The organism is Allobosea sp. 47.2.35, assembly GCF_024655635.1.
Lineage (GTDB): Bacteria > Pseudomonadota > Alphaproteobacteria > Rhizobiales > Beijerinckiaceae > Allobosea.
Genome location: NZ_JANLGI010000006.1, coordinates 179,197 through 204,108, shown reverse-complemented (window position 1 = coordinate 204,108; position 24,912 = coordinate 179,197). Strand labels below are relative to the sequence as shown.

The window sequence follows — 24,912 nt, the reverse complement described above, 5'->3', positions numbered from 1 at the left end:
GTCCGACCAGAGAGCTTATTCGGGTTGGGCCGGAGGCAGCTTTTGCAGGCTGTGCACGACCATGCCGGCCCGAGACAGCCGCTCGCGGCCGCCGAGGCCTTCAAGCTCGAAGACGAAGAGCGCATGCGTGCAGCGTGCACCCAGCCGGCGGAGCAGTTGCGCCGTCGCCAGCGCGGTGCCGCCGGTCATCAGGCAGTCGTCGATGATGGCGACCGCACGCCCTTCCAGCGCCTGGCCCTTCGACAAGGCGATGCCGTTGCCGAGCTCGTAATTGGCGGCGAGGCTGCGCACGACATCGGCGCGGATCGAGCCGACCTTGCGGATATCGATGAAGCCGAGGCCGTTGCGCAGCGCCAGCGCACCGGCGAAGCCTAGGCCGCCGATATCGATGCCGGCGAGAAGGTCGATCTCCTTGTCGAGACGGGCCGACAGGGCCTCGCAGGCAGCCCTCATCCAGCGGGGATTGCTTGTGAAGCTCGTCGCATCGGGAAAATCCACGCCGGGGACGGGATGGTTCTTCCAGCGGCGATGGGGAAAAGCCGGGCTGTCCATCATTTTCGGCTCGGAGGTCGAAGCGGTATCCATGCTAATCCCTGCCTGTACCCGGCGATGCCGCCTGCGCTGTCATGCCTGTCTGCCGCCCGGCCGGCAAACCGTGATAACAGCCGGGTGGCGGATGCCGTGCGGCTTCACGAGGTTCGGACCACGGCATGACGATCACGATCTACGGCATCAAGAATTGCGACACGATGAAGAAGGCGCGCGTCTGGCTGGATGGCCATGGCGTCGCGATCGCGTTCCACGACTACAAGGCGAGCGGGATCGACAGGGCCTCGCTGGAGCGCTGGGTCAAGGAGCATGGCTGGGAGACGGTGCTGAACCGCGCCGGCACGACCTTCCGCGCGCTGCCTGACGAGGATAAGCAAGGGCTCGATGCCGGGAAGGCGATCGCGCTCATGCTGGCGCAGCCCTCGATGATCAAGCGGCCGGTGCTCGACCTCGGCAAGGGCAAGACGATCGTCGGCTTCAAGCCGGAGGTTTACGAGGCGGCGATCGCGAACGGCTGAAGCCCGCGCATGACGGAGCGGAACGGTCATCCGGCGCGCGGGTCTCTTCCCTAAACCCGCGCGCTGCTCTACCTCGCAGGCCATGACCGATCAGCCCCAATCCATGCAGCCCGAGATCGCTGCCACACCCGAATTCGCCTTCAAGGTCGCGGCCCGCGACGGCGCGGCGCGCACCGGCGCGATCAGCATGCCGCGCGGCGTCATCCGCACGCCGGCCTTCATGCCGGTCGGCACTGCCGCGACCGTGAAGGGCATGTATCCCGAGCAGGTGAGGGCGCTCGGTGCCGATGTCGTGCTCGGTAACACCTATCACCTGATGCTGCGGCCCGGCGCCGAGCGCGTCGCCCGGCTCGGCGGCCTGCACAAGTTCATGAACTGGCCGCACCCGATCCTGACGGACTCGGGCGGGTTCCAGGTGATGTCGCTGTCGCAATTGCGGAAGCTGACCGAGGAGGGCGTGACCTTCCGCTCCCATATCGACGGCTCGAAGCACGTGCTGACGCCCGAGCGCTCCGTCGAGATCCAGAACCTGCTCGGCTCCGATATCGTGATGCAGCTCGACGAATGCGTGGCGCTGCCTTGCGAGGAGAAGGTTGCGGAGAAGGCGATGCGCCTGTCGCTGCGCTGGGCCGAGCGCTGCAAGACCGCGTTCGGCGACCATCCGGGCCGCGCACTGTTCGGCATCGTGCAGGGCGGGGACGTGCCGCATCTGCGCGTCGAGAGTGCGCGCGAGCTCGCTGCCATGGACCTGAAGGGCTATGCCGTCGGTGGATTGGCGGTCGGCGAGCCGCAGGACGTGATGCTGGCGATGATCGAGACGGTCGAGCCACATCTGCCGCAGGAGAAACCGCGCTACCTGATGGGCGTCGGCACGCCCGACGACATCGTCAAATCTGTGGCGCGCGGCATCGACATGTTCGACTGCGTGATGCCGACGCGGGCCGGCCGCCATGGCCAGATCTTCACGCGTTTCGGCCGGATGAACCTCAAGAACGCCAAGCATGCGGAAGACCCGCGCCCGGTCGACGAACAATCCTCCTGCCCGGCGGCCAACAGCTGGTCGCGCGCCTATCTGCACCATCTGGTCAAGGCCGAGGAGATGCTCGGCAAGATGCTGCTGACCTGGGTCAATCTCGCCTATTACCAGGACCTGATGGCGGGCCTGCGCGCGGCGATCGCCGCCGGGCGGCTCGATGACTTCATCGCGGAGACCCGCGAAGGCTGGGAAAGGGGCGAGCCGGCTTGAGCACGGGCCTCGCCCTGCTGCCTCTCAAGATGGCGCTCGCGGCCTCGGTGGTCGTGAGCTGCTCGATGCTGGCCGAGCGCGCTGGGCCGCTGATGGCGGCGATGATCGCGACCTTGCCGATCTCGCTCGGGCCGGTCCTCGTTTTTCTGGCGCTCGACCATGGCCCGGCCTTCATCGCGGGTGCCGCGCTCGGCACGATGAACGCCAACGCGACCCATGCCAGCTTCGTGCTGAGCTATGTGCTGCTGGCCCAGCGCCATGGCGTGCTGGTCTCCCTCGGCGGGGCGCTGGCGATCTGGACGGTGCTGCTGCTGCTTCTGCGCAGCATGGCGCTGTCGGTGCTCCCGCTTACCGCGCTGACGATCCTCGCCCTGTCCGTCGTGCATGTGCTGGTGCGGCCCCATCTCAAGGTGCGCGCGAGGCCACCGGCGGGGATTTCGCGCTACGCGATCCCGATCCGCGCGGCCTGCGTCGCGGCGCTGGTCGGCATCGTGACCGGCCTCAGCGAGCGCGTCGGCCCGCAATGGTCCGGCATCCTCGCCGGCCTACCGATCATCCTCTCCAGCCTCATCATCATCCTGCATACGCGGGCCGGCGGCCCGGCCGCAGCCGCCGTCATCGGCAGCAGCGCTCTCGGCCTGCTCGGTGCGGGCCTCGGGCTCGCGGCGGTGCATCTCGCCGCCGTGCCCTGGGGCTCATGGACGGCGCTGGCCCTCGGCCTCGCCATTGCGGTTGTCTGGAACCTGATCCTGCTCGGGCTGGCGCGCCGGGCGGCGCCATGATGCCACGAACAGGCCGCCGATGATCAGCACGATGCCGACAAGCTGAAGCGAGGAGGGGATCTCGCCCAGCGCGGGAACCGCGAGCAGCGTGCCGGTGACCGGGATGAGCGGCGGAAAGCGTCCGACCACGGACGGCCCCAGAACATGCGCGGCCCAGCCCCAGACCCAGAGGCCGACGATGACGTTGAGCACGCCCTGATTGAAGCCGTGGAGCGCAAGCACCCACCAGGGGGCGACATCGAAGCCGCGGAAATAGAACAGGAAATAGATCGGCAGGTAGACCAGCGACAGGACCGAGACGATCGCGGTCGCCTTGAGGCCGTCGACCTGCCAGCGCTGGATCATCAGCGGATAGAAGCCCCAGAGCAGGCCGACACCAAGGAAGCAGAGATCGCCGCGCAGCGTCATGGCGTTCGCGCCGGCGCTGCCGGCGATGCCGAGGCAGATCAGGCCAGCGAGCACGCCGGCGACACCGATCATGAGCCGCCCGGTCAGGGCCGCGCCGAACATCACGACCGAGCCGATGATGCCGATCAGCGTCACCGTGCCCGGCCCGATGGTGGCGCCATGGGCGGCGGGCGCCATCGTCAGGCCGGTCAGCATCAGATAGGTCATCGGGAAGCCGCTGCTCAGCGTCAGCCAGAGGCCGCGCTTCCAGCCGACCCCGCCGCAGGAGGTAAGGCCGGGCCGCAGGAAGATCGGCAAGAGCAGCAGCCCGGCGATGGCGAAGCGCAGCGCCATCAGGTCATGCTGGGTCAACCCGTTCAGCACGGCATGGCGGCTGATGACGAAGTTCGAACCGTAGATCAGAACGGCCAGCAGCATGCCGAGCGCCGCGAGGCGCTTGCGGCGGCGCACCCTCGCATCCGTATCGAGCATCGTAGCTGGGGTGATCTGGTCCATCCTCTTTCTCTAACGCCGCATCGCCCCAGCCGTTACGGGCCGTTACGCATGGCGTCCGCGCGTATGGCGGCAGACCGTATTTGCGCCCCGTTTCGGCCCTGCTGGTGCCCAGACGCACCGGCTTCCTTGCATCGCAACATGCAAGGGGCGCAGCAATGCGGAGCGCGACCGATGTCGACAGATTCTGATTTTCCTGCCCCAGCCACGATCGTGACCCGATTGGGGAGCGATCTCCTGCTCTCGCTGGGCGTCGCCACGGCAACGGCCCTGCTCGTGATGGTGCCGACGCTCATCGCCGATGCGTCGCCCGATCGTGCCAAGGCGCCGACCTTGACCCTGCTGCGCGACGGCAAGCTCACGGATCGGCTGGCGGAGTTCGCCGCAGGCGGCGAGGAGGGTTTCCCGGAGGAGCGTCTGCTGACGCCGGCCGCGTTGGCAATGCCGATGGTGTTGGCCTGGCCCGAGCCGGGGGATTGGACACCACTGCGGGCGGTCGTTGCTCAGGCGAAGCCGCCGGCCGCGGCCAGCGCCGTCGCGCTGCCGCCGCGCCGTCTGGCGATTCTGTCCGAAACGAAGGGGCAGGCTATGTCCGCGCCGCTGGTGATCCTGCCTCCAGCCGCCGTGACCACGGCGGGGTCGGTTCAGGCCGTCGACGCAGCAGGCGGCGAGGCTGCGGATTCATCCCTGCGGCAGTACGTCGTCGCGCCGGCGATGAAAGTCGTCGATGTGGTGTCCGGTGCTGCCGGAAGCGTGCAGGCGGCAGGGTCATGGACCCTGACGCAGGCGAACGGCCTGCTGCCGCGCTGGTGAGCGCGGCAGCGTGAGGCTTTAGATCAGGCCAGCGCCTTCAGCGCGTTGCGGCCGGCATAGATCGCCTGCGCGCCCAGCTCTTCCTCGATGCGCAGGAGCTGGTTGTACTTCGCGGTCCGGTCCGAGCGGGCAAGCGAGCCGGTCTTGATCTGCCCGCAATTCGTCGCGACGGCGAGGTCGGCGATGGTCGAGTCCTCGGTCTCGCCCGAGCGATGCGACATCACGGCGGTGTAGCCGGCGCGCTGCGCCATCTCGACGGCGGCGAGCGTCTCGGTCAGCGAACCGATCTGGTTGACCTTGACCAGGATCGAGTTCGCCGTCTTTGCCTTGATGCCCTGCGACAGGCGGGTGACGTTGGTCACGAAGAGATCGTCGCCGACAAGCTGGCACTTCGAGCCGACGAGATCGGTCAGCGCCTTCCAGCCCTCCCAGTCGTCCTCGGCCATGCCGTCCTCGATCGAGACGATCGGGTAGTTGCCGACGAGCTTGGCAAGGTACTTGGCCTGGGCCTTCGGGTCGCGCGTCTTGCGCTCGCCTTCGTAGACGTAGGAACCGTCCTTGAAGAACTCGGTCGCGGCGCAGTCGAGCGCCAGCGCGACGTCCTGGCCCGGCTTGTAGCCGGCGGTCTCGATTGCCTGCATGACGAAATCGAGCGCGGCCTCGGCCGACTTGATGTTCGGGGCGAAGCCGCCTTCGTCGCCGACATTGGTGTTGTGGCCGGCGTCGTGCAGCTTCTTCTTCAGAGTGTGGAAGATTTCCGCACCCATGCGCAGGCCCTCAGTGAAGGAGGTCGCGCCGATCGGCATGACCATGAATTCCTGGAAGTCGATCGGGTTGTCGGCATGGGCGCCGCCATTGACGATGTTCATCATCGGCACGGGCAGGACGCGGGCCGAGGTGCCGCCGACATAGCGGTAGAGCGGCAGGCCGGAGGCTTCGGCCGCCGCCTTGGCGACGGCGAGCGAGACGCCGAGGATGGCGTTGGCGCCGAGCTTCGACTTGTTGGGGGTGCCGTCGAGCTCGATCATGGTCTGGTCGATCGCGGTCTGGTCCTCGGCGTCCATGGCGACGATCGCCTCGGCGATGGCGACGTTGACCGCCTCGACCGCCTTGAGAACGCCTTTGCCGAGATAGCGCGACTTGTCGCCGTCGCGGAGTTCCACCGCCTCATGCGCGCCGGTCGAGGCGCCCGAGGGAACGGCGGCGCGGCCCATCGAGCCGTCTTCCAGCACGACATCGACCTCGACCGTCGGATTTCCGCGGGAATCGAGGATCTGGCGTCCGATGATGTCGATGATCGCGGTCATGGCAGGCTCCGGGGAAGCAGGCGGGATGATAGGGCGCTTCTAACCAACCGGTTGCCGCGGGGAAAGCCTCAATCCGCAGGTTCTTGACGGTGCGGCAGGCGTCCGATGGCGCGGGGCTTGCGGATTGCCCGGGCATCCAGACGCTTCGTCCCATCGGGAAACGATCATGTTCCAGACCATGCCTAACCGCCGCCGGCCTTCACTCTCCTCTGTCCTGTTCTGGTCCGGCCTGACCGTCCTGTGGTGGGCGGGGCTTTGCCTCGTCGCGGGGCGGCCGGTCTGGTTCTGGTAGGTCTTCCGGTTCGTCGGGCAGGCCGAGATAGCTGCCGAGCATGAAGCCGGCCTGCAGCGCGAAGAGATAGCCGATCCAGACGAGGACGACGAAGAGTCCGAACTCGCCGCGGAAAATCCACGCCGGAAAGACGACGAGCGTGACCGCGGCGCTGGCGAGAATGATTGCCGGATAGCCATGGGACAGGCCGATCAACAGGCCGATCAAAAACAGTATGCCGGCAATGATCATGCAGTTCGGTCTAGGCTTCTGATTTCGTGAAATCGAAGTAGAGCGTACTGCTCGATCACGCAAACAAGCGTGTGGAAGATCGAGAGATATTTAAGAAAATTGCCGAGATAAATTACCTAGAATTTGAATCGTTCCGTAAATTTCTATTTTATATTTGGTTTTGTCCGGTTGTTTCGGTTCGTTGATGCTGAGCCGGCCTCTTTCCGGCAATTCGAATGGCGGCGGCGCCGGCGGCAGTTCCCAGACCGGCCGGAGATGCTCTAGAACGCCGGCCAAATGCAGGAGCATCCCATGACCATCGACGCCTCGACCTTGCAGCTCGGCCAGAGCAGCGCCTTGCCCGCCTCGCCGGAGGAGGCGCGGCTCGACCGCGTGCCCAATCCGCATGCCGGCACGAATTATCTCGCCCGCTTCACCTGCCCGGAATTCACCTCGATCTGCCCGGTCACCGGCCAGCCGGATTTCGGCATCCTCGTCATCGACTATCTGCCGGGGAACTGGCTGGTCGAGTCGAAGTCGCTGAAGCTCTATCTCGGCTCGTTCCGCAACCACGGCGCCTTCCACGAGGATTGCACCGTGAACATCGGCAAGACGCTGGTCGATCTGCTGGAGCCGGAATGGTTCCGTATCGGCGGCTACTGGTATCCGCGCGGCGGCATCCCGATCGACGTGTTCTGGCAGACGGGCGAGCCGCCGAAGGGCCTCTGGCTGCCTGACCAGGGCGTCGCGCCCTATCGCGGGCGGTGAGTCTTATCGTGCTCGCTTGAAATGCTGTGTCATGCCCGGATCAAGCCGGGCGTGACACTTTAAGCTTGGAGCCTGGGCTTCAGGTCCGCGTGCCCAATGGCGGCAGCAGGCGCGGGGTCACGATGCCCAGCGTGCCGATGGTGATACCGAAGACGACCAGCGCCAGCTGCGGGCCGAGCAGATGCAGGAGCGCGCCCATGATCAGCGGCCCGGTCGCGTGCCCCATGAAGAAGAAGCAGGCGAACAGTGCCATGGCCGAGCCGCGCGCCGTTGGCGCGAGCTCCGTCGCCTGGGCCTGAAAGGTGCCGTGCATCAGGAAGAAGCCGAAGCCGGTGACCAGGAAGATGCCGATCGCGCTCCACCACGGCCCGGGAATGATGAAGGCGAAATAGCTCACCGCCACAGCGAGCCCGCCATAGCGCATCATCTGGCGCGGGCCGACCCGCTCGACGAGGATACGGGTGAGGAGGCCATAGACCAGGCCGCCGAGCCCCATCGCGCCGATGGCGAGGCCGGCCTCCGAGGCACCGACGCCGGAACGCTGGTGCAGGATCGCGGCGATGAAGGGCTGCAGGCCGAAGACGAAGGCGCCTTCGATCATCACGAGCAGGTAGAGCAGCTTGCTGCGCGGGTTGGCGAAGACGGCCTTGTAGCTCGTCACCGCGCCGGCGAGGCTCAGGGGAGGCCGCGCCGCATCCGGCCGGGGCTTGAGCACGAGCCGCACCAGCAGGGCGCCGCCCGCCGCGAGAAGCCCGGCAATGACGAGCACGGCACGCCAGCCGATATGATCGGCGACGAGGCCTGAGAAGGTCGCGCCCGCCATCTGGCCGATGATCATGATGACGAGGAAGCGGCCGAGCATGATCTGCCGCTCGGCCATCGGAGCGCGGTCGCCGATCGCGGCCATCGCGGCCGGAATGATGCCGCCGGCCATGACGCCCCCGAGCGCGCGCAGCACGAGCAGCATCCAGAAGCTGGTCGCGAAGGCGGCAAGGATCGAAAGCACGCACAGCGCTGCGAGGCAGGTGGCGATGCTGCGCAGCTTGCCGACGGAATCGGCGATCGGGCCGAGAAAGGGCTGGCCGAGCGCGTAGCAGCTGGCGAAGGCCGTCACCAGGAAGGCGATCTGATGAACGCTCTGGCCGAACTCGACGGCCAGGGTCGGCACCAGCGGGTCGATCAGCCGCATGGTGAAGGTGGAGGCGAAACCGCAGAGTCCGAGGACCGGGATCAGGGCCCCCAGATTGTCGCCGGAGGCCTTGGCGGGTTCAGACATAGGCGAGTGCCGCCGGGGCCGTCCGCGACTTGGCGAGGCGGTCGAACGCCTGGAGTTCGGCGATCAGGCCCTTGAACTCGGCGAGCGGCACCATGTTGGGGCCGTCCGAGGGCGCCTTGTCGGGGTCGGGATGGGTCTCGATGAAGAGGCCGGCGACGCCGACGGCGACCGCCGCGCGCGACAGGACCGGTACGAACTCGCGCTGGCCGCCGGTCGAGGCGCCCTTGCCGCCGGGCTGCTGCACCGAATGGGTGGCGTCGAAGATCACCGGCGCGCCGATCTCGGCCATGGTCGGCAGGGCGCGCATGTCGGAGACCAGCGTATTATAGCCGAAGGAGGCGCCGCGCTCGGTCAGCATCACGTTGGCATTGCCGCTCTCGGTCACCTTGGCGGCGACATTGACCATGTCCCAGGGGGCGAGGAACTGGCCCTTCTTGACATTGACGACGCGGCCGGTCTTCGCGGCGGCGACGAGCAGGTCGGTCTGGCGGCAGAGGAAGGCCGGGATCTGGAGGATATCGACGACCTCGGCCACCGGCGCGCATTGGTCGACCTCGTGAACGTCGGTGAGAACCGGCAGGCCGGTGCGCTCGCGAATCTCGGCATAGACGGGCAGGGCCGCCTTCATGCCGATGCCACGGGCGCCCTTGACGCTGGTGCGGTTGGCCTTGTCGAAGGAGGCCTTGAAGACGAGGCCGATATTCAGCTCCTCGGCGATCTCCCTGAGCGCCAGCGCGCATTCGAGCGCATGGTTGCGGCTTTCCATCTGGCAGGGGCCTGCGATCAGTGCGAGCGGCAACGCATTGCCGAAGCGCACGGGGCGGGCGAGATCCTCGCCGATGGTGACGGTGGCGTTGGGAGTCATGGCGGCGTCCTTGTCCAGCGGGCTGCCGGGTGCTTGCCGGGCTTATGTCGAGTTGAGCCCGGCCGGGTCAAGTCAGGGCAGCCCTGCAACGAGCTTATAGATTGGGCTCCCTTGCGAACGGGCTGGCGAAGCAGGGGCGAGGTCTGTAAATTCGCAAGCGAAGCACTATCTCGATTGGCGATGCAGGATCGGATGTGAATACGGCGCGTACGAAAATGATGCAGTCAGGCCAGGACAGGGCAAGGCAGGCAGGGCGTCCGGTGCGCGCCGGCGACGGGCTCGTCATGGCCGACCGCCCCAAGCGCGGCCAGCCGCCGAACGATGGCGGCGGGCGCGAAGGCAACGGGCGCGAGGGCAGCGGCACCGCCGTCCTCACCCGGACGCGGACGCGCAAGCCCAATCTCTACCGCGTCCTGCTGCTCAACGACGACTACACCCCGATGGAGTTCGTCGTTCACGTTCTGGAGCGGTTCTTCAACAAGGACCGCGCCGAAGCTACGCAGATCATGATGCATGTGCATCAGAACGGCGTCGGCGAATGCGGCGTCTTTACCTACGAAGTCGCCGAGACCAAGGTTACGCTCGTCATGGATCTGGCGCGCAAGCACATGCATCCGCTGCAATGCGTGATGGAGAAAAAGTAGCCTTGGGTCATCGAGTTCTTTTGGAAATCAGATAGGAGCGCGCCCCTTGCCGAGTTTCTCGCGCAGCCTCGAACAGGCGCTTCACCGGGCTCTGGCCCTCGCCAATGAGCGCCGTCACGAATACGCCACCCTCGAACACCTCTTGCTCGCGTTGGTCGACGACCAGGACGCGGCGGCGGTGATGCGCGCCTGCAGCGTCGATCTCGACCTGCTCAGGCGCAACCTCGTCGATTACATCGACGCGGAGCTGACCAATCTCGTCACCGATGGCCGTGACGATTCCAAGCCGACAGCCGGCTTCCAGCGCGTCATCCAGCGCGCGGTGATCCATGTCCAGTCCTCGGGCCGCGAGGAGGTGACCGGCGCCAATGTGCTCGTCGCGATGTTCGCCGAGCGCGAGAGCCATGCCGCCTACTTCCTGCAGGAGCAGGACATGACCCGCTACGACGCGGTCAACTATATCAGCCACGGCATCGCCAAGCGCCCCGGCGCCAGCGAGAGCCGACCTGTCCGCGGGTCCGAGGAAGAGGGCGAGCCGCAGCGCGAGCAGCGCTCCGAGCAGGGCCAGCCGGAGGACAAGGACAAGAAGAAAAAGGAAAGCGCGCTGGACGCTTACTGCGTCAACCTCAACCGCAAGGCGAGGGACGGGCGCATCGATCCGCTGATCGGCCGCGAGGCCGAGGTGCAGCGCACGATCCAGATCCTCTGCCGCCGCCAGAAGAACAACCCGCTGCTGGTCGGCGACCCCGGCGTCGGCAAGACGGCGATCGCCGAGGGCCTCGCGCTCAAGATCACGCGCGGCGAGGTGCCGGAAGTGCTGGAGGACGCGACCGTCTTCTCGCTCGACATGGGCACGCTGCTCGCCGGCACGCGCTATCGCGGCGATTTCGAGGAGCGCCTCAAGCAGGTGATGAAGGAGATCGAGCAGCACCCGAAGGCGATCATGTTCATCGACGAGATCCACACGGTGATCGGTGCCGGTGCGACCTCGGGCGGCGCGATGGACGCCTCCAACCTGCTGAAGCCGGCGCTGGCCTCGGGCTCGCTGCGCTGCATCGGCTCGACCACCTACAAGGAATACCGCCAGTATTTCGAGAAGGACCGGGCGCTGGTGCGCCGCTTCCAGAAAATCGACGTCAACGAGCCGTCGGTGCCGGACACGATCGAGATCCTCAAGGGCCTAAAGCCCTATTTCGAGGAGTTCCATAAGCTGCGCTACACCAACGACGCCATCAAGGCGGCGGTGGAGCTCTCGGCCCGCTACATCCATGACCGCAAGCTGCCGGACAAGGCGATCGACGTGATCGACGAGACCGGCGCCTCGCAGATGCTGGTGACCGAGTCGAAGCGCAAGAAGACGATCGGCGTGAAGGAGATCGAGGCGGCGATCGCGACCATGGCGCGCATCCCGGCCAAGACGGTCTCCAAGGACGATGCCGAGGTGCTGCGCAATCTCGAGACCACGCTCAAGCGCACCGTTTACGGTCAGGAGAAGGCGATCGAGGCCCTGTCCTCCTCGATCAAGCTCGCCCGCGCGGGCCTGCGCGACGGCGAAAAGCCGATCGGCTGCTATCTCTTCGCCGGCCCGACCGGCGTCGGCAAGACCGAGGTCGCGCGCCAGCTCGCCTCCTCGCTCGGCGTCGAGCTGATCCGCTTCGACATGTCCGAATATATGGAGCGCCACACCGTCTCGCGGCTGATCGGCGCGCCTCCCGGCTATGTCGGCTTCGACCAGGGCGGGTTGCTCACCGATCAGATCGACCAGCATCCGCATAGCGTGCTGCTGCTGGACGAGATCGAGAAGGCCCATCCGGACCTGTTCAACATCCTCCTGCAGGTGATGGACCACGGCAAGCTGACCGACAATAACGGCAAGCAGGTCGATTTCAGGAACGTCATCCTGATCATGACCACCAATGCCGGCGCCGCCGACATGGCCCGCAACGCCTATGGCTTCACCCGGACCAAGCGCGAGGGCGACGATACCGAGGCGATCAACAAGCTGTTCGCCCCGGAATTCCGCAACCGGCTCGATTCAGTCATCTCCTTCGGCCATCTGCCGAAGACGGTGGTCGCGCGCGTCGTCGACAAGTTCGTGCTCCAGCTCGAAGCGCAGCTCGCCGACCGCAACGTCACGATCGAGCTTTCGGACGAGGCGCGCGAGTGGCTGGTCGACAATGGCTATGACGAGGCGATGGGCGCCCGGCCGATGGCCCGCCTGATCCAGCAGACGATCAAGACGCCGCTCGCCGACGAGGTGCTGTTCGGGCGCCTGAAGAATGGCGGCGCGGTCAAGGTCGTCGTCGTCCAGTCGGAGACCGGCATCAAGGTGCTCGGCCTCGAATTCCCGGACGGGCCGGCCAGGCCCAAGCCGGAGAAGGATGTCGCGGCCGCCACGGCCAAGCGCGTGCCGAAGCCGCGCGCGAAAGCTGCGGCTACCGGCAAAACGAGCAAGACTCCGCCGCGGCGAGCGCCTAAAGGTGGCGGAACTCCGGATGGGACGGGTGGCGCGCCGAAGGCCTCGGCCAAGGGCGTCCGCACGGTGCCGAAGGTTCCGCTGACGAAGGCATAAGAACGTGTTGTTCAAGCGAAAGACCGCGAGCCTCGCCGCCGATGGCGGCGAGGTGCTTCAGGAGGCCCCGGCGGCGCCTGTCGCGCCGGCGCGCCCGAAGAAGGAAAAGCTCGGCTGGTTCGAGAAGCGGGACCGGCGCCGTCGCCGCCGCAAGATCTTCGAGGAGGTGCTGGGCTGGATCCTGGTGCCGGCCTTCATCTACCTGATCTATCTCGGCGTGCAGGCTGTCGGCGGCATCCCGAAGGAACTGATCGACTTCGCCAATGAGCTGATCGCGCTGGCGATGAAGGGCGGCAAGGGCTGAGGTCGTAGCCGGGAACGCCTCAGGCGTTCTCAGCTCTTCACCCGGCAACCATTGCTCCTCCGTCGCAGCCCAGCGCCTTTGCTGGCGCGACAACTGCCAATCCTTGTCAGGATCGTGCGAGAAGGCGCGACTGAGCCGCCTGGCGCGCTTGTCTCCTCCGAAGCTGCCGCACATCATCGCGGCATGACGAAATACCTGATCTCCTTTCCAAGCGAAGCGATGGTGGTCACGGGCGAGCAGCTGGCCGCCGCCTCCGTCGATTCCCATGCCGTGATCGAGGAAGCCAAGGCGGCCGGCGTCTATGTCTTTGGCGGCGGGATCAACGAGCCGGTCGCCCCCGTGCTCGTCGCTGCCGATGGATCGGTATCCGAGGAGATTTATCCGGGCAGCCGCCTCAATGGCGGCTTTGCGGTGCTGGAGCTGCCGACGCGTGAGGAGGCGGTGAAATGGGCAGCGAAGCTCGCAGGCGCTTGCCGCTGCTCGCAGGAACTCCGCGAGTTCATGTACGATCCGGCCAGCTAGCGCGCGGCCGCGTTGGATTGGGGCTCTCGGGCAGCCGCACGGTGAACAGGCGGTCGGAGTGGCCGACGCCCCCACCGCCGTCGTACATTATCGCCCATGATCAGATTCGCTCTCGCCACCGCGCTGGTCGCGATCGCCCTGGGGGCCGCCGATGGTGCGCTCGCGTCCGGGTCGTGCCGCCCGACCCGAGACGGCAAGGACCGCATGGATATGTCCGGCGGCTGCCCGAGCGGCTATGTCGTCCGCGGTGCCTGCTGCGAATCCGTCCGGCCGATCTCGCAGCCCACCGGCGCATATACCTGCCCGGCCGGAACCATGCTGAGGCTCGGCGCCTGCGTCCCGCGCCAATAGGCGGTCAGCCGCGACAGCCCCGGATACCGGAGGCCTGACGCCTCAGGCGTTCTCCAGTTCCTCGCCGAGCAGCAGCCATTCCTCTTCCGCTGCCGCCAGCGCCTCCGACAGTTCCGCGCGCTGGCGCGAGATCTGCAGCGCCTTGTCGGGCTCGCGGGAGAAGGCGCCGTTTGCGAGCGCCGCGTCGACCTTTTCGATCAGGCCGGTCAGCTTGGCGATGCGCGCCTCGGCGAGATTGAGCTTCTGCCTGAGCGGCCCTTGGGCGGCCCGCTTCGTCGCCGCTTCCTTGCGCTCGTCGGCCTTGGGCTTGGCGGTAGCATCCGGCGCAGGCTTGCCGCGCTTCTCGGCCTTGGCGGCGCCCAGCACATAGGTGCGGTAATCGTCCATGTCGCCGTCGAAATTCTTCACGGTGCCGCCGCCGACGAGCCAGAGCCGGTCGGCGCAGGCCTCGATCAGGAAGCGGTCGTGACTGACGAGGATGACGGCGCCGGGATACTCGTTGATCGCGTTGACCAGCGCGGTGCGGCTGTCGATGTCGAGATGGTTGGTCGGCTCGTCGAGGATCAGCAGATGCGGCCCGTGGAAGGTCGCGAGCCCCAGCATCAGGCGGGCCTTCTCGCCGCCGGAGAGCAGCTTCACCGGTGTGTCGGCCTTGGAGGCGGGGAAGCCGATCTGCGCCGCCTTGGAGCGGACCTTCGCTTCCGGCGCATCCGGCATCAGGTCGCGCAGATGGCCGACCGGCGTGTCCTCGATGCGCAGTTCGTCGAGCTGGTGCTGGGCGAAATAGGCCGTCTCCAGCTTGCTCGACTTCTTCATCTCGCCGGACATCGCGTCGAGCCGGCCGCCGATCAGCTTGCAGAAGGTCGACTTGCCGTTGCCGTTCGAGCCGAGCAGCGCGATGCGGTCGTCCGGCGCCAATGACAGGTTGAGCCGCGACAAGACCTTACGCTCGCCATAGCCGGCGGCGGCATCCTCCAGCACGATCATCGGCGGCGAGAGCGGCTTTTCCGGGCCGGGGAAGACGAAGGGCTGCACGTCGCGATCGACGATCGCGGCGATGGTCTGCATCTTCTCCAGCCGCTTGACGCGCGACTGCGCCTGCCGGGCCTTGGTCGCCTTGGCCTTGAAGCGGTCGACGAAGGACTGGAGATGCTTGCGCTCGGCGTCCTGCTTCTCCTTGGCGCGGGCGAGCTGCATCTGCTTCTCGGCGCGCTGCTTTTCGAATGAGGAATAGCCGCCGCGATAGAGCGTCAGCTTGCCCTGGTCGAGATGCATGATGTGGTCGACCGAGGTGTCCAGCAATTCGCGATCGTGGCTGATGACGATCACGGTATGTGGATAGCGCTCCAGATAATCGTAGAGCCAGAGCGTGCCTTCGAGGTCGAGATAGTTGGTGGGTTCGTCGAGCAGCAGCAGGTCGGGCTCGGAGAACAGCACGGCGGCGAGCGCGACGCGCATCCGCCAGCCCCCCGAGAAATCGGAGCAGGGGCGCTGCTGCGCCTCTTCGTTGAAGCCGAGCCCGTGCAGCACCATCGCGGCACGCGCCGGGGCGGAATGCGCACCGATATCGGCGAGCCGCGTGCCGATCTCGGCGATGCGGTGCGGATCGGTCGCGGTTTCCGCTTCGGTCATCAGGGCTGTGCGCTCTGTATCCGCCGCGAGCACAACCTCGATCAGCGTCTCCGGGCCACCCGGCGCTTCCTGTGCGACGCCGCCGATGCGTCGGCCCCTCGGCAGGCTGATATTGCCGCTCTCGGTGCCGAAATCGCCGGTGATGATCTTGAACAGCGTGGTCTTGCCGGTGCCGTTGCGGCCGACGAAGCCGACGCGCGCGCCATCGGGGATGGCGGCGCCGGTATGGTCGAGCAGCAGGCGCTCGCCGAGACGGTAGGTGATGTCGTTGATCGTCAGCATGGCGCGTTCGTTTAGGCTTGGGAGCCCCGAAAAGGCAATCGAAAGCCGGAACAAGCGGCCGATGTCACCGTTTCGTCAAAATCTCGCCTTGGGACGGCCTCCGCCGGCCATCACCCAAGGGAAACCGGATCAACCGCGATTCGCCGAGGTTATCTTCATGGATACCCGCCTGTCCTTCGCCAGCTCCCGCCGCGCTTCCGCTACGGCGTCCCTCATGGTCCTCGTCTCGATCATCATCGGCAGCGCCGCAGCGCTCGTCGCGCTGGTGCCGCTGACCTGAAGTTGCCCAAGCCCCTGAGAAGACTTGTCGTCTTCCGGTCCAGCCGCTAACGCTGGCCCCATGGCACGCATCGCTTTCTATACCGGCTCCTTCGACCCCGTGACCAACGGCCATGCCGACGTTATCGCGGCGGCCGCCGGCCTCTGCGACAGGCTCGTCCTGGCGATCGGGGTCCATCCCGGCAAGACGCCGCTGCTCTCCGTCGATATCCGTGCCGAATTGCTGCGCGCCGTCGCCGGGCCCCTGCTGGCAGCCAAGGGCGCCGCGCTCGACGTCGTGACCTTCGACGATCTCGCGGTGGACGCGGCGCGCCGGGCGGGGGCTTCGATCATCATCCGCGGCCTGCGCGACGGCAGCGATCTCGACTACGAGATGCAGATGGCCGGGATGAACGGCACGATGGCGCCGGATGTGCAAACCGTGTTCCTGCCGGCCTCGCCCGGTGTGCGCTACATCACCGCGACGCTGGTGCGCCAGATCGCGGCGATGGGCGGGGATGTCTCGCCCTTCGTGCCGGCCCCGGTGCTCGCAGCGCTGAAGGCGCGCTTCGCCAAGGGCTGACGGCGCTATCCCTCGCTAAAGGCACATAACTTCGCCATCTTCCGCCGCTTCCTGCTGATTTTGGTTTGCATTTTGCCGAGAGCGATGGTGTCTCTCAGCTAGGCCGACTCGCTCTCCGATCTCCCGGCGCGATTCTGCGCGCAGGGCCCTCCGACAGGTTTTCCGATGCGTCTTTCCCGCTATTTCCTGCCCCTTCTGCGCGACACGCCCAAGGAAGCGGAGATCGTCTCGCACCGGCTGATGCTGCGCGCCGGCATGATCCGCCAGCAATCGGCGGGCATCTATTCCTGGCTGCCGCTGGGCCTGCGCGTGCTGAACAAGATCAGCAACGTCATCCGCGAGGAGCAGGACCGCTCGGGTGCCGTCGAGATCCTGATGCCGACCATCCAGTCGGCCGATCTCTGGCGCGAGAGCGGGCGCTACGACGCCTATGGCAAGGAGATGCTGCGCATCAAGGACCGGCATGATCGCGACATGCTCTACGGGCCGACCAACGAGGAAATGGTCACCGAGATCGTCCGTTCCTACGTCAAGTCCTACAAGGACCTGCCGCTCAATCTCTACCACATCCAGTGGAAGTTCCGCGACGAGGTCCGCCCGCGCTTCGGCGTGATGCGCGGCCGCGAGTTCCTGATGAAGGACGCCTATTCCTTCGATCTCGACAAGGACGCGGCGCGCCACGCCTATAACCGTATGTTCACGGCCTATCTGCGCACCTTCGCGCGGCTCGGCCTGAAGGCGATCCCGATGAAGGCCGATACCGGCCCGATCGGCGGCGACCTCAGCCACGAGTTCATCGTGCTTGCCTCGACCGGCGAGAGCGAGGTCTTCTGCCACAGCGACTACCTGAACTTCGAGACGCCGGCCGCCGATACCGATTTCGACAGCGTTGCCGGCCTGCAGGGCGTCTTCGACAAGTGGACGAGCCTCTACGCCGCGACCGAGGAGATGCACGACAAGGCAGCCTTCGAAGCGGTTCCCGAAGACAAGCGCGTCTCGGCGCGCGGCATCGAGGTCGGCCATATCTTCTATTTCGGCACGAAATATTCCGAGCCGATGGGCGCGACGGTCGCCGGGCCGGACGGCCAGCCCGTGCTTCTGCATGGCGGCTCCTACGGCATCGGGCCGAGCCGCCTCGTCGCGGCGCTGATCGAGGCCGGCCATGACGATGCCGGCATCGTCTGGCCCGAGGAGATCGCGCCCTTCGACATCGCGGTGATCAACCTCAAGGCCGGCGACGCGGCGACCGACGGTGCGGCCGAGCGCATCTACAAGGACCTGCTCGCCAAGGGCTACGACGCCGTGCTCGACGACACCGACGACCGGCCGGGCGCCAAATTCGCCACCGCCGACCTGATCGGCGTGCCCTGGCAGATCATCGTCGGCCCGAAGGGGCTGGCCGAGGGCAAGGTCGAGATCAAGCGCCGCGCCGGTGGCGAGCGCGAACTCGTCTCGCTCGAGGCCGCGCTCGACCGCTTCAAGGGCAGGACGGCGTGACGGCGGGCACCGTCATGAAGCTGGACATCGTGGGAGCTGCCGCATGAGCGCCGTCGCCGACAGCGCCGAGGTCCCGACCGGAACCAAGGCCTTCGCCGGTTTCGAGTGGCTGCTTGCCGGACGCTATCTGCGCACGCGTCGCCGCGAGGGTTTCGTCTCGGTCATCGCCGGCTTCTCCTTCCTCGGTATCATGCTCGGCGTCGCGACGCTGATCATCGTGATGTCGGTGATGAACGGCTTCCGGATCGAGCTGCTGAGCAAGATCGTCGGCGTGAACGGCCATATCTTCGCGACGCCGATCGACCGGCCGCTCGATGATTACGACAGCGTCGCGGCGCGGCTCAGCAAGATCTCCGGCATCAAGCTCGCGATCCCGCTGGTCGAGGGACAGGCGCTCGCCTCCTCGCAGACCGGCAACAATGGCGTGCTGGTCCGCGGCATCCGCGAGAGCGACATCAAGGCGATCCCCTTCATCGGCGGCAACATCAAGGGCGGCACGCTCGATGGCTTCGATGGCGGGACGCCTGGCGTCGCCATTGGCCGCCGCCTCGCCAACGCGTTGGGCATCCAGGTCAATGACATGATGACGCTGGTCTCGCCGCAAGGGGCCTCGACGCCCTTCGGCACAGCGCCGCGCATCAAGGCCTATCCGGTCAAGGCGATCTTCGAGATCGGCATGACCGAGTTCGACGGCACCTTCGTCTACATGCCGCTCGCCGAGGCGCAGGCCTATTTCAACCGCGACGGCGACGTGAACGTCATCGAGATCTTCGTCGACAATCCAGACCGGACCCAGGCCGTCCGCGACGCGATCGAGGCCGATGCGCCGCGCCCGCTCGTGCTCTCCGACTGGCGCCAGAGAAATCGAAGCTTCTTCAATGCGCTGGAAGTCGAGCGCAACGTGATGTTCATCATCCTGACCCTGATCGTGCTGGTCGCGGCGCTGAACATCGTCTCCGGCCTGATCATGCTGGTGAAGGACAAGACCGCCGATATCGCGATCATGCGCACCATGGGCTGCACGCGCGGCACGGTGCTACGCGTCTTCCTGATTACGGGGGCGGCGATCGGCGTCATCGGCACTTTGGCCGGGCTCGCTCTCGGCATCGTCTTCGCCAAGAACATCAAGTCGATCATGGCGGCGCTGAATTGGATCACTGGCGCCAATCTCTGGGACCCGACGGTGCGTTTCCTCAGCGACATCCCCTCCGTCATCGACTGGAGCGAGGTGACGAGCGTGGTGGTGATGGCGCTGACCCTGTCGCTGCTGGCGACGCTCTATCCGGCCTGGAAGGCGGCACGCCTCGACCCGGTCGAAGCTCTCAGGATGGGTTGAGCCGATGGCACAGGAAATGCCCGCGCTCTTCCTCTCCCAGGTCGAGCGCTACTACCCGCAGAGCGACGCGCCGCTCGAAGTGCTGCGCAAGGCCGATTTCGCGCTCTGGCCGGGCGAGGTCGTCGCCCTGGTTGCGCCGAGCGGCACCGGCAAGTCGACGCTGCTGCATGTCGCTGGCCTGCTAGAGAAGCCCGATTCCGGCGAGGTGTTCGTCGGCGGGCTCGCCACGACCAAGCTCGACGACAAGGGCCGCACGCGGCTGCGCCGTACCGAGATCGGCTTCGTCTACCAGTTCCACCATCTCCTGCCCGAGTTCACGGCGCTGGAGAACGTGGTGCTGCCGCAGCGCATCCGCGGCCTCGCCCGCGGCCTCGCGGAGGAGCGGGCATCGGAACTTCTGACCTTCCTCGGCCTCGGCGAGCGGCTCGACCATCTGCCGGGCGAATTGTCCGGCGGCGAGCAGCAGCGCGTTGCCATCGGCCGCGCCGTCGCCAACGGGCCGCGCCTGTTGCTGGCCGACGAGCCGACCGGCAATCTGGATCCGCAGACCGCGCAGCATGTCTTCGGCACGTTGATGGCGCTGGCGCGGGCCTCGGGGCTGGCGGCGCTGATCGCGACGCATAACCTCGATCTCGCCCGCCAGATGGACCGGCAGGTCACGATCCGCGACGGGCTCGTCGTCAAGCTGTAGGCGGCAGCGGCCGTCAGGCTGTTCCTTACCGGCACCACCACCTTTGTCATTCCGGATTCGCGCCTGTGGTGCCCCCGGAATGACAAAGACGGCTTCTGAGCGGAACGCCCCGCGTCATGCTCGCCCTTGTGGCGAGCATCCACGTCTTGAGCACGGCCCTCGTCGAAAGAAGGCGTGGGTGGTCGGGACAAGCCCGAGCATGACGCTGCAAAATCCAGAGCGGCGAGACTGATCGCCAACGCCCGCATCAGAGCATCGGTAGGATTTCATTAACCGCTATGCCGGGTTCGCGCTGCCCGCTTCCCTATCGACATTGACGAGAACAAATAGCGAACTAATATGAACGTATCAGAAACACAGGAGGTTCTCATGACTGCAGCGCGTAAATTCGCCGCCGGCCTTGCCGAGATCGCCTCGCTCGGCGTCTTCCTCGGCATGATCTGGCTCTGGGCCGCTATTCTCTCCGGCCCGCATGTCTGAGGACGGCAGGAGCCATCCACAGACGGGCCCATAAGGCCTCGACGCCGGCCCCGCCCAGGACGCATAAGAAGGGCCGGGTAAGGACGAGTCGCCCGGTTGCGGCGACAGGAGTGGGACATGAGCAGGGAAGCCGACGAGGCGCGCGTTCTCCAGGAGATCGGCTTCGTCCACCTGCATGTCCATTCGAGCTATTCGCTGCTCGAAGGCGCGATGACGATCGCGACGCTCGCCAAGATGGCGGTGGCCGACGGCCAGCCGGCTTTAGCACTGACCGATACCGACAATCTCTTCGGCGGTCTCGAATTCTCCGAGAAGCTGGCGGGCTCCGGCCTGCAGCCGATCGTCGGCGTGCAGCTCTCCGTCGATTTCGCCGATGAAGGCGAGGGCAGCCGCAAGCCGACACAGCCGCAGCGCCTGCCGCATATCGTCCTGCTGGCCATGGACGAGGGCGGCTACGGCAACCTGATGAAGCTCGTTAGCGAGGCGGCGCTGGCGACCGGCGGCTCGGGCCAGCCGATCACCACGGTCGAGCGTCTTGCCGCCTATAATAGCGGCCTGATCGCGCTGACCGGGGGGCAGGGCGGACCGGTGGATGTCGCCCTGCGACTCGGCCAGCTTCCGCAGGCCGCTTCGCGCCTCGCGACGCTCGCCGGCATCTATGGGGACCGGCTTTATGTCGAGATCCAGCGACATGGCGGCGAGGGCGAGGCGACGCGGGAAGCGCATCTCTTGCGCCTCGCCTACGACGCAGACCTGCCGATCGTCGCGACCAACGAACCCTTCTTCGCCAAGCCTGCCGATTTCGACGCGCATGACGCGCTGCTGGCCGTGGCCGAGGGGCGCCTCGTTTCCGACGGCACGCGCCGCCGCGTTACGCCGGAGCATTATTTCGCCTCGCGCGCCGAGATGAAGAAGCGCTTCGCCGACCTGCCGGAAGCGCTGGCGAACACCGTCGAGATCGCGATGCGCTGCCATTGGCGCGTCTCGACCCGCAAGCCGATCCTGCCGCGCTTCGGCGAGGAGGGGCGTGACGAGGCGGAGGAGCTGCAGGATCAGGCCCGCGCCGGGCTTGCTGCGCGGCTTGCCAAGCACGGCCCGGCCGAAGGCTTCACCGTCGAGGATTACGAGAAGCGGCTCGATTTCGAGCTCTCGATCATCACCCGGATGAAGTTCCCGGGCTACTTCCTGATCGTCTCGGACTTCATCAAATGGGCGAAGAACCATGACATCCCGGTCGGTCCGGGCCGCGGCTCGGGCGCAGGCTCGCTGGTCGCCTATGCGCTGACGATCACCGACGTCGATCCGCTGCGCTTCGGCCTGCTCTTCGAGCGCTTCCTCAATCCCGACCGCGTCTCGATGCCCGACTTCGACATCGACTTCTGCCAGAACCGGCGAGAAGAGGTGATCGACTATGTGAAGCACCATTACGGGCAGGAACGCGTCGCCCAGATCATCACCTTCGGCACGCTGCTCGCCCGCGGCGTGCTGCGCGACGTCGGCCGCGTGCTCGAAATGCCCTATGGCCAGGTCGACAAGCTGACGAAGCTCGTGCCGCAGAACCCGGCCAAGCCGATCTCGTTGAAGGATGCGATCGAGGGCGAACCCAAGCTGCAGCAGGCCGCCGAGGAGGAGCCGATCGTCGCGCGGCTGCTCGAAATTGGCCAGAAGCTGGAAGGGCTTCACCGCCATGCTTCGACTCACGCCGCAGGCGTGGTGATCGGCGACCGGCCGCTGGAGCAGCTCGTGGCACTCTCGGTCGATCCGCGCACCGGCATGCGCGTCACCCAGTTCAACATGAAATGGGTCGAGCAGGCCGGGCTGGTGAAGTTCGACTTCCTCGGCCTGAAGACGCTGACCACGCTGACCACGGCGGTGAAGCTGATCGCCCAGCGCGGCATCCATATCGATCTGGCGCAACTGCCCTTCGACGATCCGACGACCTACGCCATGCTGGCGCGCGGCGAGACGGTCGGCGTGTTCCAGGTGGAATCGGTCGGCATGCGCAAGGCGCTGGTCGAGATGAAGGCCGACCGGATCGAGGACCTGATCGCGCTGGTGGCGCTCTATCGGCCGGGCCCGATGGACAACATCCCGACCTATTGCCGCCGCAAGCTCGGACTGGAAGACCCGACCTATCTCCATCCCGGCATGGAGCCCTGGCTGCGCGAGACCCACGGCATCATCGTCTACCAGGAACAGGTGATGCAGGTGGCGCAGGCGCTCTCGGGCTATTCGCTCGGCGAAGCCGATCTGCTGCGCCGCGCCATGGGCAAGAAGATCAAGGCGGAGATGGACGCCCAGCGCGACCGCTTCGTGAAGGGCGCGATCGAGGGCGGCATCAAGAAGGACATCGCCTCCGAAATCTTCGACCTGTTGGCGAAGTTCGCGGATTACGGCTTCAACAAGAGCCATGCGGCGGCCTATGCCATCGTCGCCTTCCAGACCGCCTATCTGAAGGCGAACTACCCGGTCGAGTTCCTGGCGGCGTCGATGACGCTCGACATGGGCAACACCGACAAGCTCTCGGAATTCCGCCGCGATGCCGAGCGGCTCGGCATCAAGGTCGAGCGGCCGGCGATCAACCAGTCCGGCGTCGAGTTCGACGTCGCCGACGGCAAGATCTTCTATGCGCTTGGGGCCATCAAGGGCGTCGGCACCGCGGCGGTGGAATCGCTGGTGGCGGCGCGGCAGGCCAACGGACCGTTCCGCGATCTCGCCGATCTCGCCCGCCGCATCGATACCCGGCTCGTCAATCGCCGCACGCTGGAAGCGCTGATCGCAGCGGGGGCGCTCGACGAGCTGGAGGCGGACCGCGCGCGCGCTGTCGCGGCGCTCGACGGCATGCTGGCGCTCTCGAACCGCACCCGCGACGAGGCGGCGGCCGGCCAGTTCGACCTGCTCGGCGGCGGCGTGGTGCAGGAAGCCTTCCGCATCCCGCAGGTCGAGCCCTGGGCGCCGGCCGAAAAGCTCAGGCGCGAGCATGAGGCGGTCGGCTTCTTCCTCTCCGGCCACCCGCTCGATGATTACGAGCATGTGCTGAAGCGGCTGCGCGTGCAGCGCTATGCCGATTTCGCGCAGACGGTGAAGGTCAACGGCACCGGCGTCGGCAAGGTCGCTGTTTCCGTCATCGACAAGTCGGAGCGACGCACCAAGTCCGGCTCCAAGATGGGCATCGTCAACCTGTCCGATCCGAGCGGCCAGTTCGAGGCGGTGCTGTTCTCGGAAGGGTTGATGAAGCTGCGCGACCTGCTCGAGCCGGGCAGGGCGCTGGTGCTGCGCCTGTCGGCCGTGCTCGACGGCGAAGAGGTACGCCCGCGCATCGAGGATGCCGAGGAGCTCGATGGGCTCGCCGCGCGCCAGAAGCAGGATCTCGTCGTCTATCTGCGCGACGACAAGGCGGTTGCCTCTGTCGCCGAGCGCATCCGCCCGCGCGACGCCATGCGCGCTGAGGGCAAGGTCTCGATCATCATGATCATCGATGACGGCGCGCAGGAGGTCGAGATCGAATTGCCCGGCAAGTTCCCGGTCAACCAGCAGATCGCCAATGCCGTGCGCGCCGCGCCCGGCGTGGTCGATGTCAGGCTGCAATAGGAGCGCATCAATGGCCGACGACCGGACCGCGCTGCTCGTGGTCGACGTCCAGAACGATTTCTGTCCGGGCGGCAGCCTCGCCGTGCCGGATGGCGACGCGATCGTGCCCGTCGTCAATGCGCTCGGGCGCCGCTTCCGCCAGGTCGTGCTGACGCAGGACTGGCATCCGGCCGGACACGCCTCCTTCGCCTCCAGCCATTCGGGCCGTAAACCCTTCGAGACGATCGAGCTGGTCTATGGCCTGCAGGTGCTCTGGCCGGATCATTGCGTGCAGGGCACGGCGGGCGCCGCCTTCCATGCCGGGCTCGATCTGCCCCATGCCGAGGCGGTGATCCGCAAGGGCTTTCGCCAGAGCATCGACAGCTATTCCGGCTTCATCGAGGCCGATCGCCAGACGCGGACGGGACTGGAGGGCTATCTACGCGAGCGCGGCATCGCGAAGGTCGTCATTGCCGGGCTCGCGACGGATTTCTGCGTGAGCTGGACGGCACAGGATGCCGCCCGCGCCGGCTTCGAGACGATCGTGGTCGAGGATGCCTGCCGCGCGATCGATCTCGAGGGTTCGCTCGACCGGGCCTGGGCCGAGATGGCCGCAGCTGGGATCAAGCGCGTCTCGGCCGCGACCCTCGCGCCCCGAGGCTAA

23 protein-coding genes are annotated in these 24,912 nt (G+C 66.5%); 16 read left to right on the top strand and 7 right to left on the bottom strand.

The window, feature by feature from the left end:
* Nucleotides 1–15: 15 nt before the first annotated feature.
* Entirely contained in the window at nt 16–585 is a 570-nt protein-coding gene (locus NUV79_RS10410) for a phosphoribosyltransferase family protein (protein ID WP_257733006.1), read from the bottom strand.
* 125 nt (nt 586–710) lie between these two features.
* Between NUV79_RS10410 and NUV79_RS10405 the strand changes: the two genes are divergently transcribed.
* From NUV79_RS10405 to NUV79_RS10395, 3 genes are all read left to right on the top strand, one after another.
* A complete protein-coding gene (locus tag NUV79_RS10405; protein WP_257733005.1) occupies nt 711–1,067 on the top strand; it encodes an ArsC family reductase in 357 nt (118 codons plus the stop codon).
* 82 nt (nt 1,068–1,149) lie between these two features.
* Complete coding sequence (gene tgt / locus NUV79_RS10400; RefSeq protein WP_374679138.1) at nt 1,150–2,313, top strand: tRNA guanosine(34) transglycosylase Tgt; 1,164 nt, start codon at nt 1,150–1,152, stop codon at nt 2,311–2,313.
* Entirely contained in the window at nt 2,310–3,095 is a 786-nt protein-coding gene (locus tag NUV79_RS10395) for a hypothetical protein (protein ID WP_257733004.1), read from the top strand. Before tgt ends, NUV79_RS10395 begins: the two co-directional genes overlap by 4 nt.
* Here the strand turns inward: NUV79_RS10395 and NUV79_RS10390 are convergent.
* On the bottom strand, nt 3,009–3,998 hold the full coding sequence (locus tag NUV79_RS10390) for a DMT family transporter (RefSeq protein WP_257733003.1): 990 nt from the start codon (nt 3,996–3,998) through the stop codon (nt 3,009–3,011). The genes NUV79_RS10395 and NUV79_RS10390 overlap by 87 nt on opposite strands.
* 219 nt (nt 3,999–4,217) lie before the next feature.
* On the opposite strand from NUV79_RS10390, the gene NUV79_RS10385 reads away from it, so the two are divergent.
* Nucleotides 4,218–4,808 carry a hypothetical protein gene (locus NUV79_RS10385; RefSeq protein WP_257733002.1) on the top strand — a complete coding sequence of 197 codons (591 nt, stop codon included), beginning with the start codon at nt 4,218–4,220 and terminating at the stop codon, nt 4,806–4,808.
* Nucleotides 4,809–4,831: 23 nt separating this feature from the next.
* Here NUV79_RS10385 and eno read toward each other — a convergent pair whose 3' ends face one another.
* Entirely contained in the window at nt 4,832–6,115 is a 1,284-nt protein-coding gene (gene eno, locus NUV79_RS10380) for a phosphopyruvate hydratase (RefSeq protein ID WP_257733001.1), read from the bottom strand.
* Between the two features lie 199 nt (nt 6,116–6,314).
* Nucleotides 6,315–6,638, bottom strand: coding sequence for a hypothetical protein (locus tag NUV79_RS10375; RefSeq protein WP_257733000.1), 324 nt, complete (start codon nt 6,636–6,638; stop codon nt 6,315–6,317).
* Between the two features lie 291 nt (nt 6,639–6,929).
* Between NUV79_RS10375 and queF the strand changes: the two genes are divergently transcribed.
* Nucleotides 6,930–7,385, top strand: a complete 456-nt coding sequence (gene queF / locus NUV79_RS10370) for a preQ(1) synthase (RefSeq protein WP_257732999.1) — start codon at nt 6,930–6,932, stop codon at nt 7,383–7,385.
* Between the two features lie 79 nt (nt 7,386–7,464).
* Here queF and NUV79_RS10365 read toward each other — a convergent pair whose 3' ends face one another.
* Nucleotides 7,465–8,661 (bottom strand): MFS transporter, encoded by a 1,197-nt coding sequence (locus tag NUV79_RS10365; RefSeq protein ID WP_257732998.1) that lies wholly within the window; start codon nt 8,659–8,661, stop codon nt 7,465–7,467.
* Complete coding sequence (gene kdsA, locus NUV79_RS10360; protein WP_257732997.1) at nt 8,654–9,526, bottom strand: 3-deoxy-8-phosphooctulonate synthase; 873 nt, start codon at nt 9,524–9,526, stop codon at nt 8,654–8,656. Before kdsA ends, NUV79_RS10365 begins: the two co-directional genes overlap by 8 nt.
* Before the next feature lie 284 nt (nt 9,527–9,810).
* Here kdsA and clpS point away from each other — a divergent pair, with 284 nt between their 5' ends.
* From clpS to NUV79_RS10340, 4 genes are all read left to right on the top strand, one after another.
* A complete protein-coding gene (gene clpS, locus NUV79_RS10355; RefSeq protein WP_257733047.1) occupies nt 9,811–10,170 on the top strand; it encodes an ATP-dependent Clp protease adapter ClpS in 360 nt (119 codons plus the stop codon).
* A gap of 46 nt (nt 10,171–10,216) precedes the next feature.
* Nucleotides 10,217–12,742: an ATP-dependent Clp protease ATP-binding subunit ClpA gene (gene clpA, locus NUV79_RS10350; protein ID WP_257732996.1), complete on the top strand. Its 2,526-nt coding sequence runs from the start codon at nt 10,217–10,219 to the stop codon at nt 12,740–12,742.
* Between the two features lie 4 nt (nt 12,743–12,746).
* On the top strand, nt 12,747–13,046 hold the full coding sequence (locus NUV79_RS10345) for a hypothetical protein (RefSeq protein WP_257732995.1): 300 nt from the start codon (nt 12,747–12,749) through the stop codon (nt 13,044–13,046).
* A 183-nt stretch (nt 13,047–13,229) separates the two neighbouring features.
* The gene (locus NUV79_RS10340; protein ID WP_257732994.1) at nt 13,230–13,568 is read left to right on the top strand and encodes a YciI family protein; all 339 of its coding nucleotides are present in this window, start codon (nt 13,230–13,232) and stop codon (nt 13,566–13,568) included.
* A 393-nt stretch (nt 13,569–13,961) separates the two neighbouring features.
* On the opposite strand, the gene NUV79_RS10335 is transcribed toward NUV79_RS10340, so the two are convergent.
* Nucleotides 13,962–15,833, bottom strand: coding sequence for an ABC-F family ATP-binding cassette domain-containing protein (locus NUV79_RS10335; protein WP_257732993.1), 1,872 nt, complete (start codon nt 15,831–15,833; stop codon nt 13,962–13,964).
* Between NUV79_RS10335 and NUV79_RS10330 the strand changes: the two genes are divergently transcribed.
* The 7 genes from NUV79_RS10330 (at nt 15,814) to pncA (ending at nt 24,912) form a co-directional block, all read left to right on the top strand.
* Entirely contained in the window at nt 15,814–16,113 is a 300-nt protein-coding gene (locus tag NUV79_RS10330) for a hypothetical protein (RefSeq protein WP_257732992.1), read from the top strand. The two genes, NUV79_RS10335 and NUV79_RS10330, sit on opposite strands and share 20 nt — an antisense overlap.
* A 60-nt stretch (nt 16,114–16,173) precedes the next feature.
* A complete protein-coding gene (gene coaD, locus NUV79_RS10325) occupies nt 16,174–16,674 on the top strand; it encodes a pantetheine-phosphate adenylyltransferase (RefSeq protein ID WP_257732991.1) in 501 nt (166 codons plus the stop codon).
* A 165-nt stretch (nt 16,675–16,839) separates the two neighbouring features.
* Entirely contained in the window at nt 16,840–18,171 is a 1,332-nt protein-coding gene (gene proS / locus NUV79_RS10320; RefSeq protein ID WP_257732990.1) for a proline--tRNA ligase, read from the top strand.
* Nucleotides 18,172–18,214: 43 nt separating this feature from the next.
* The gene (locus NUV79_RS10315) at nt 18,215–19,507 is read left to right on the top strand and encodes a lipoprotein-releasing ABC transporter permease subunit (RefSeq protein ID WP_257732989.1); all 1,293 of its coding nucleotides are present in this window, start codon (nt 18,215–18,217) and stop codon (nt 19,505–19,507) included.
* Nucleotides 19,508–19,511: 4 nt separating this feature from the next.
* Entirely contained in the window at nt 19,512–20,198 is a 687-nt protein-coding gene (locus NUV79_RS10310) for an ABC transporter ATP-binding protein (protein WP_257732988.1), read from the top strand.
* Between the two features lie 597 nt (nt 20,199–20,795).
* The gene (dnaE, locus tag NUV79_RS10305; RefSeq protein WP_257732987.1) at nt 20,796–24,269 is read left to right on the top strand and encodes a DNA polymerase III subunit alpha; all 3,474 of its coding nucleotides are present in this window, start codon (nt 20,796–20,798) and stop codon (nt 24,267–24,269) included.
* 10 nt (nt 24,270–24,279) lie between these two features.
* On the top strand, nt 24,280–24,912 hold the full coding sequence (gene pncA, locus NUV79_RS10300; RefSeq protein ID WP_374679135.1) for a bifunctional nicotinamidase/pyrazinamidase: 633 nt from the start codon (nt 24,280–24,282) through the stop codon (nt 24,910–24,912).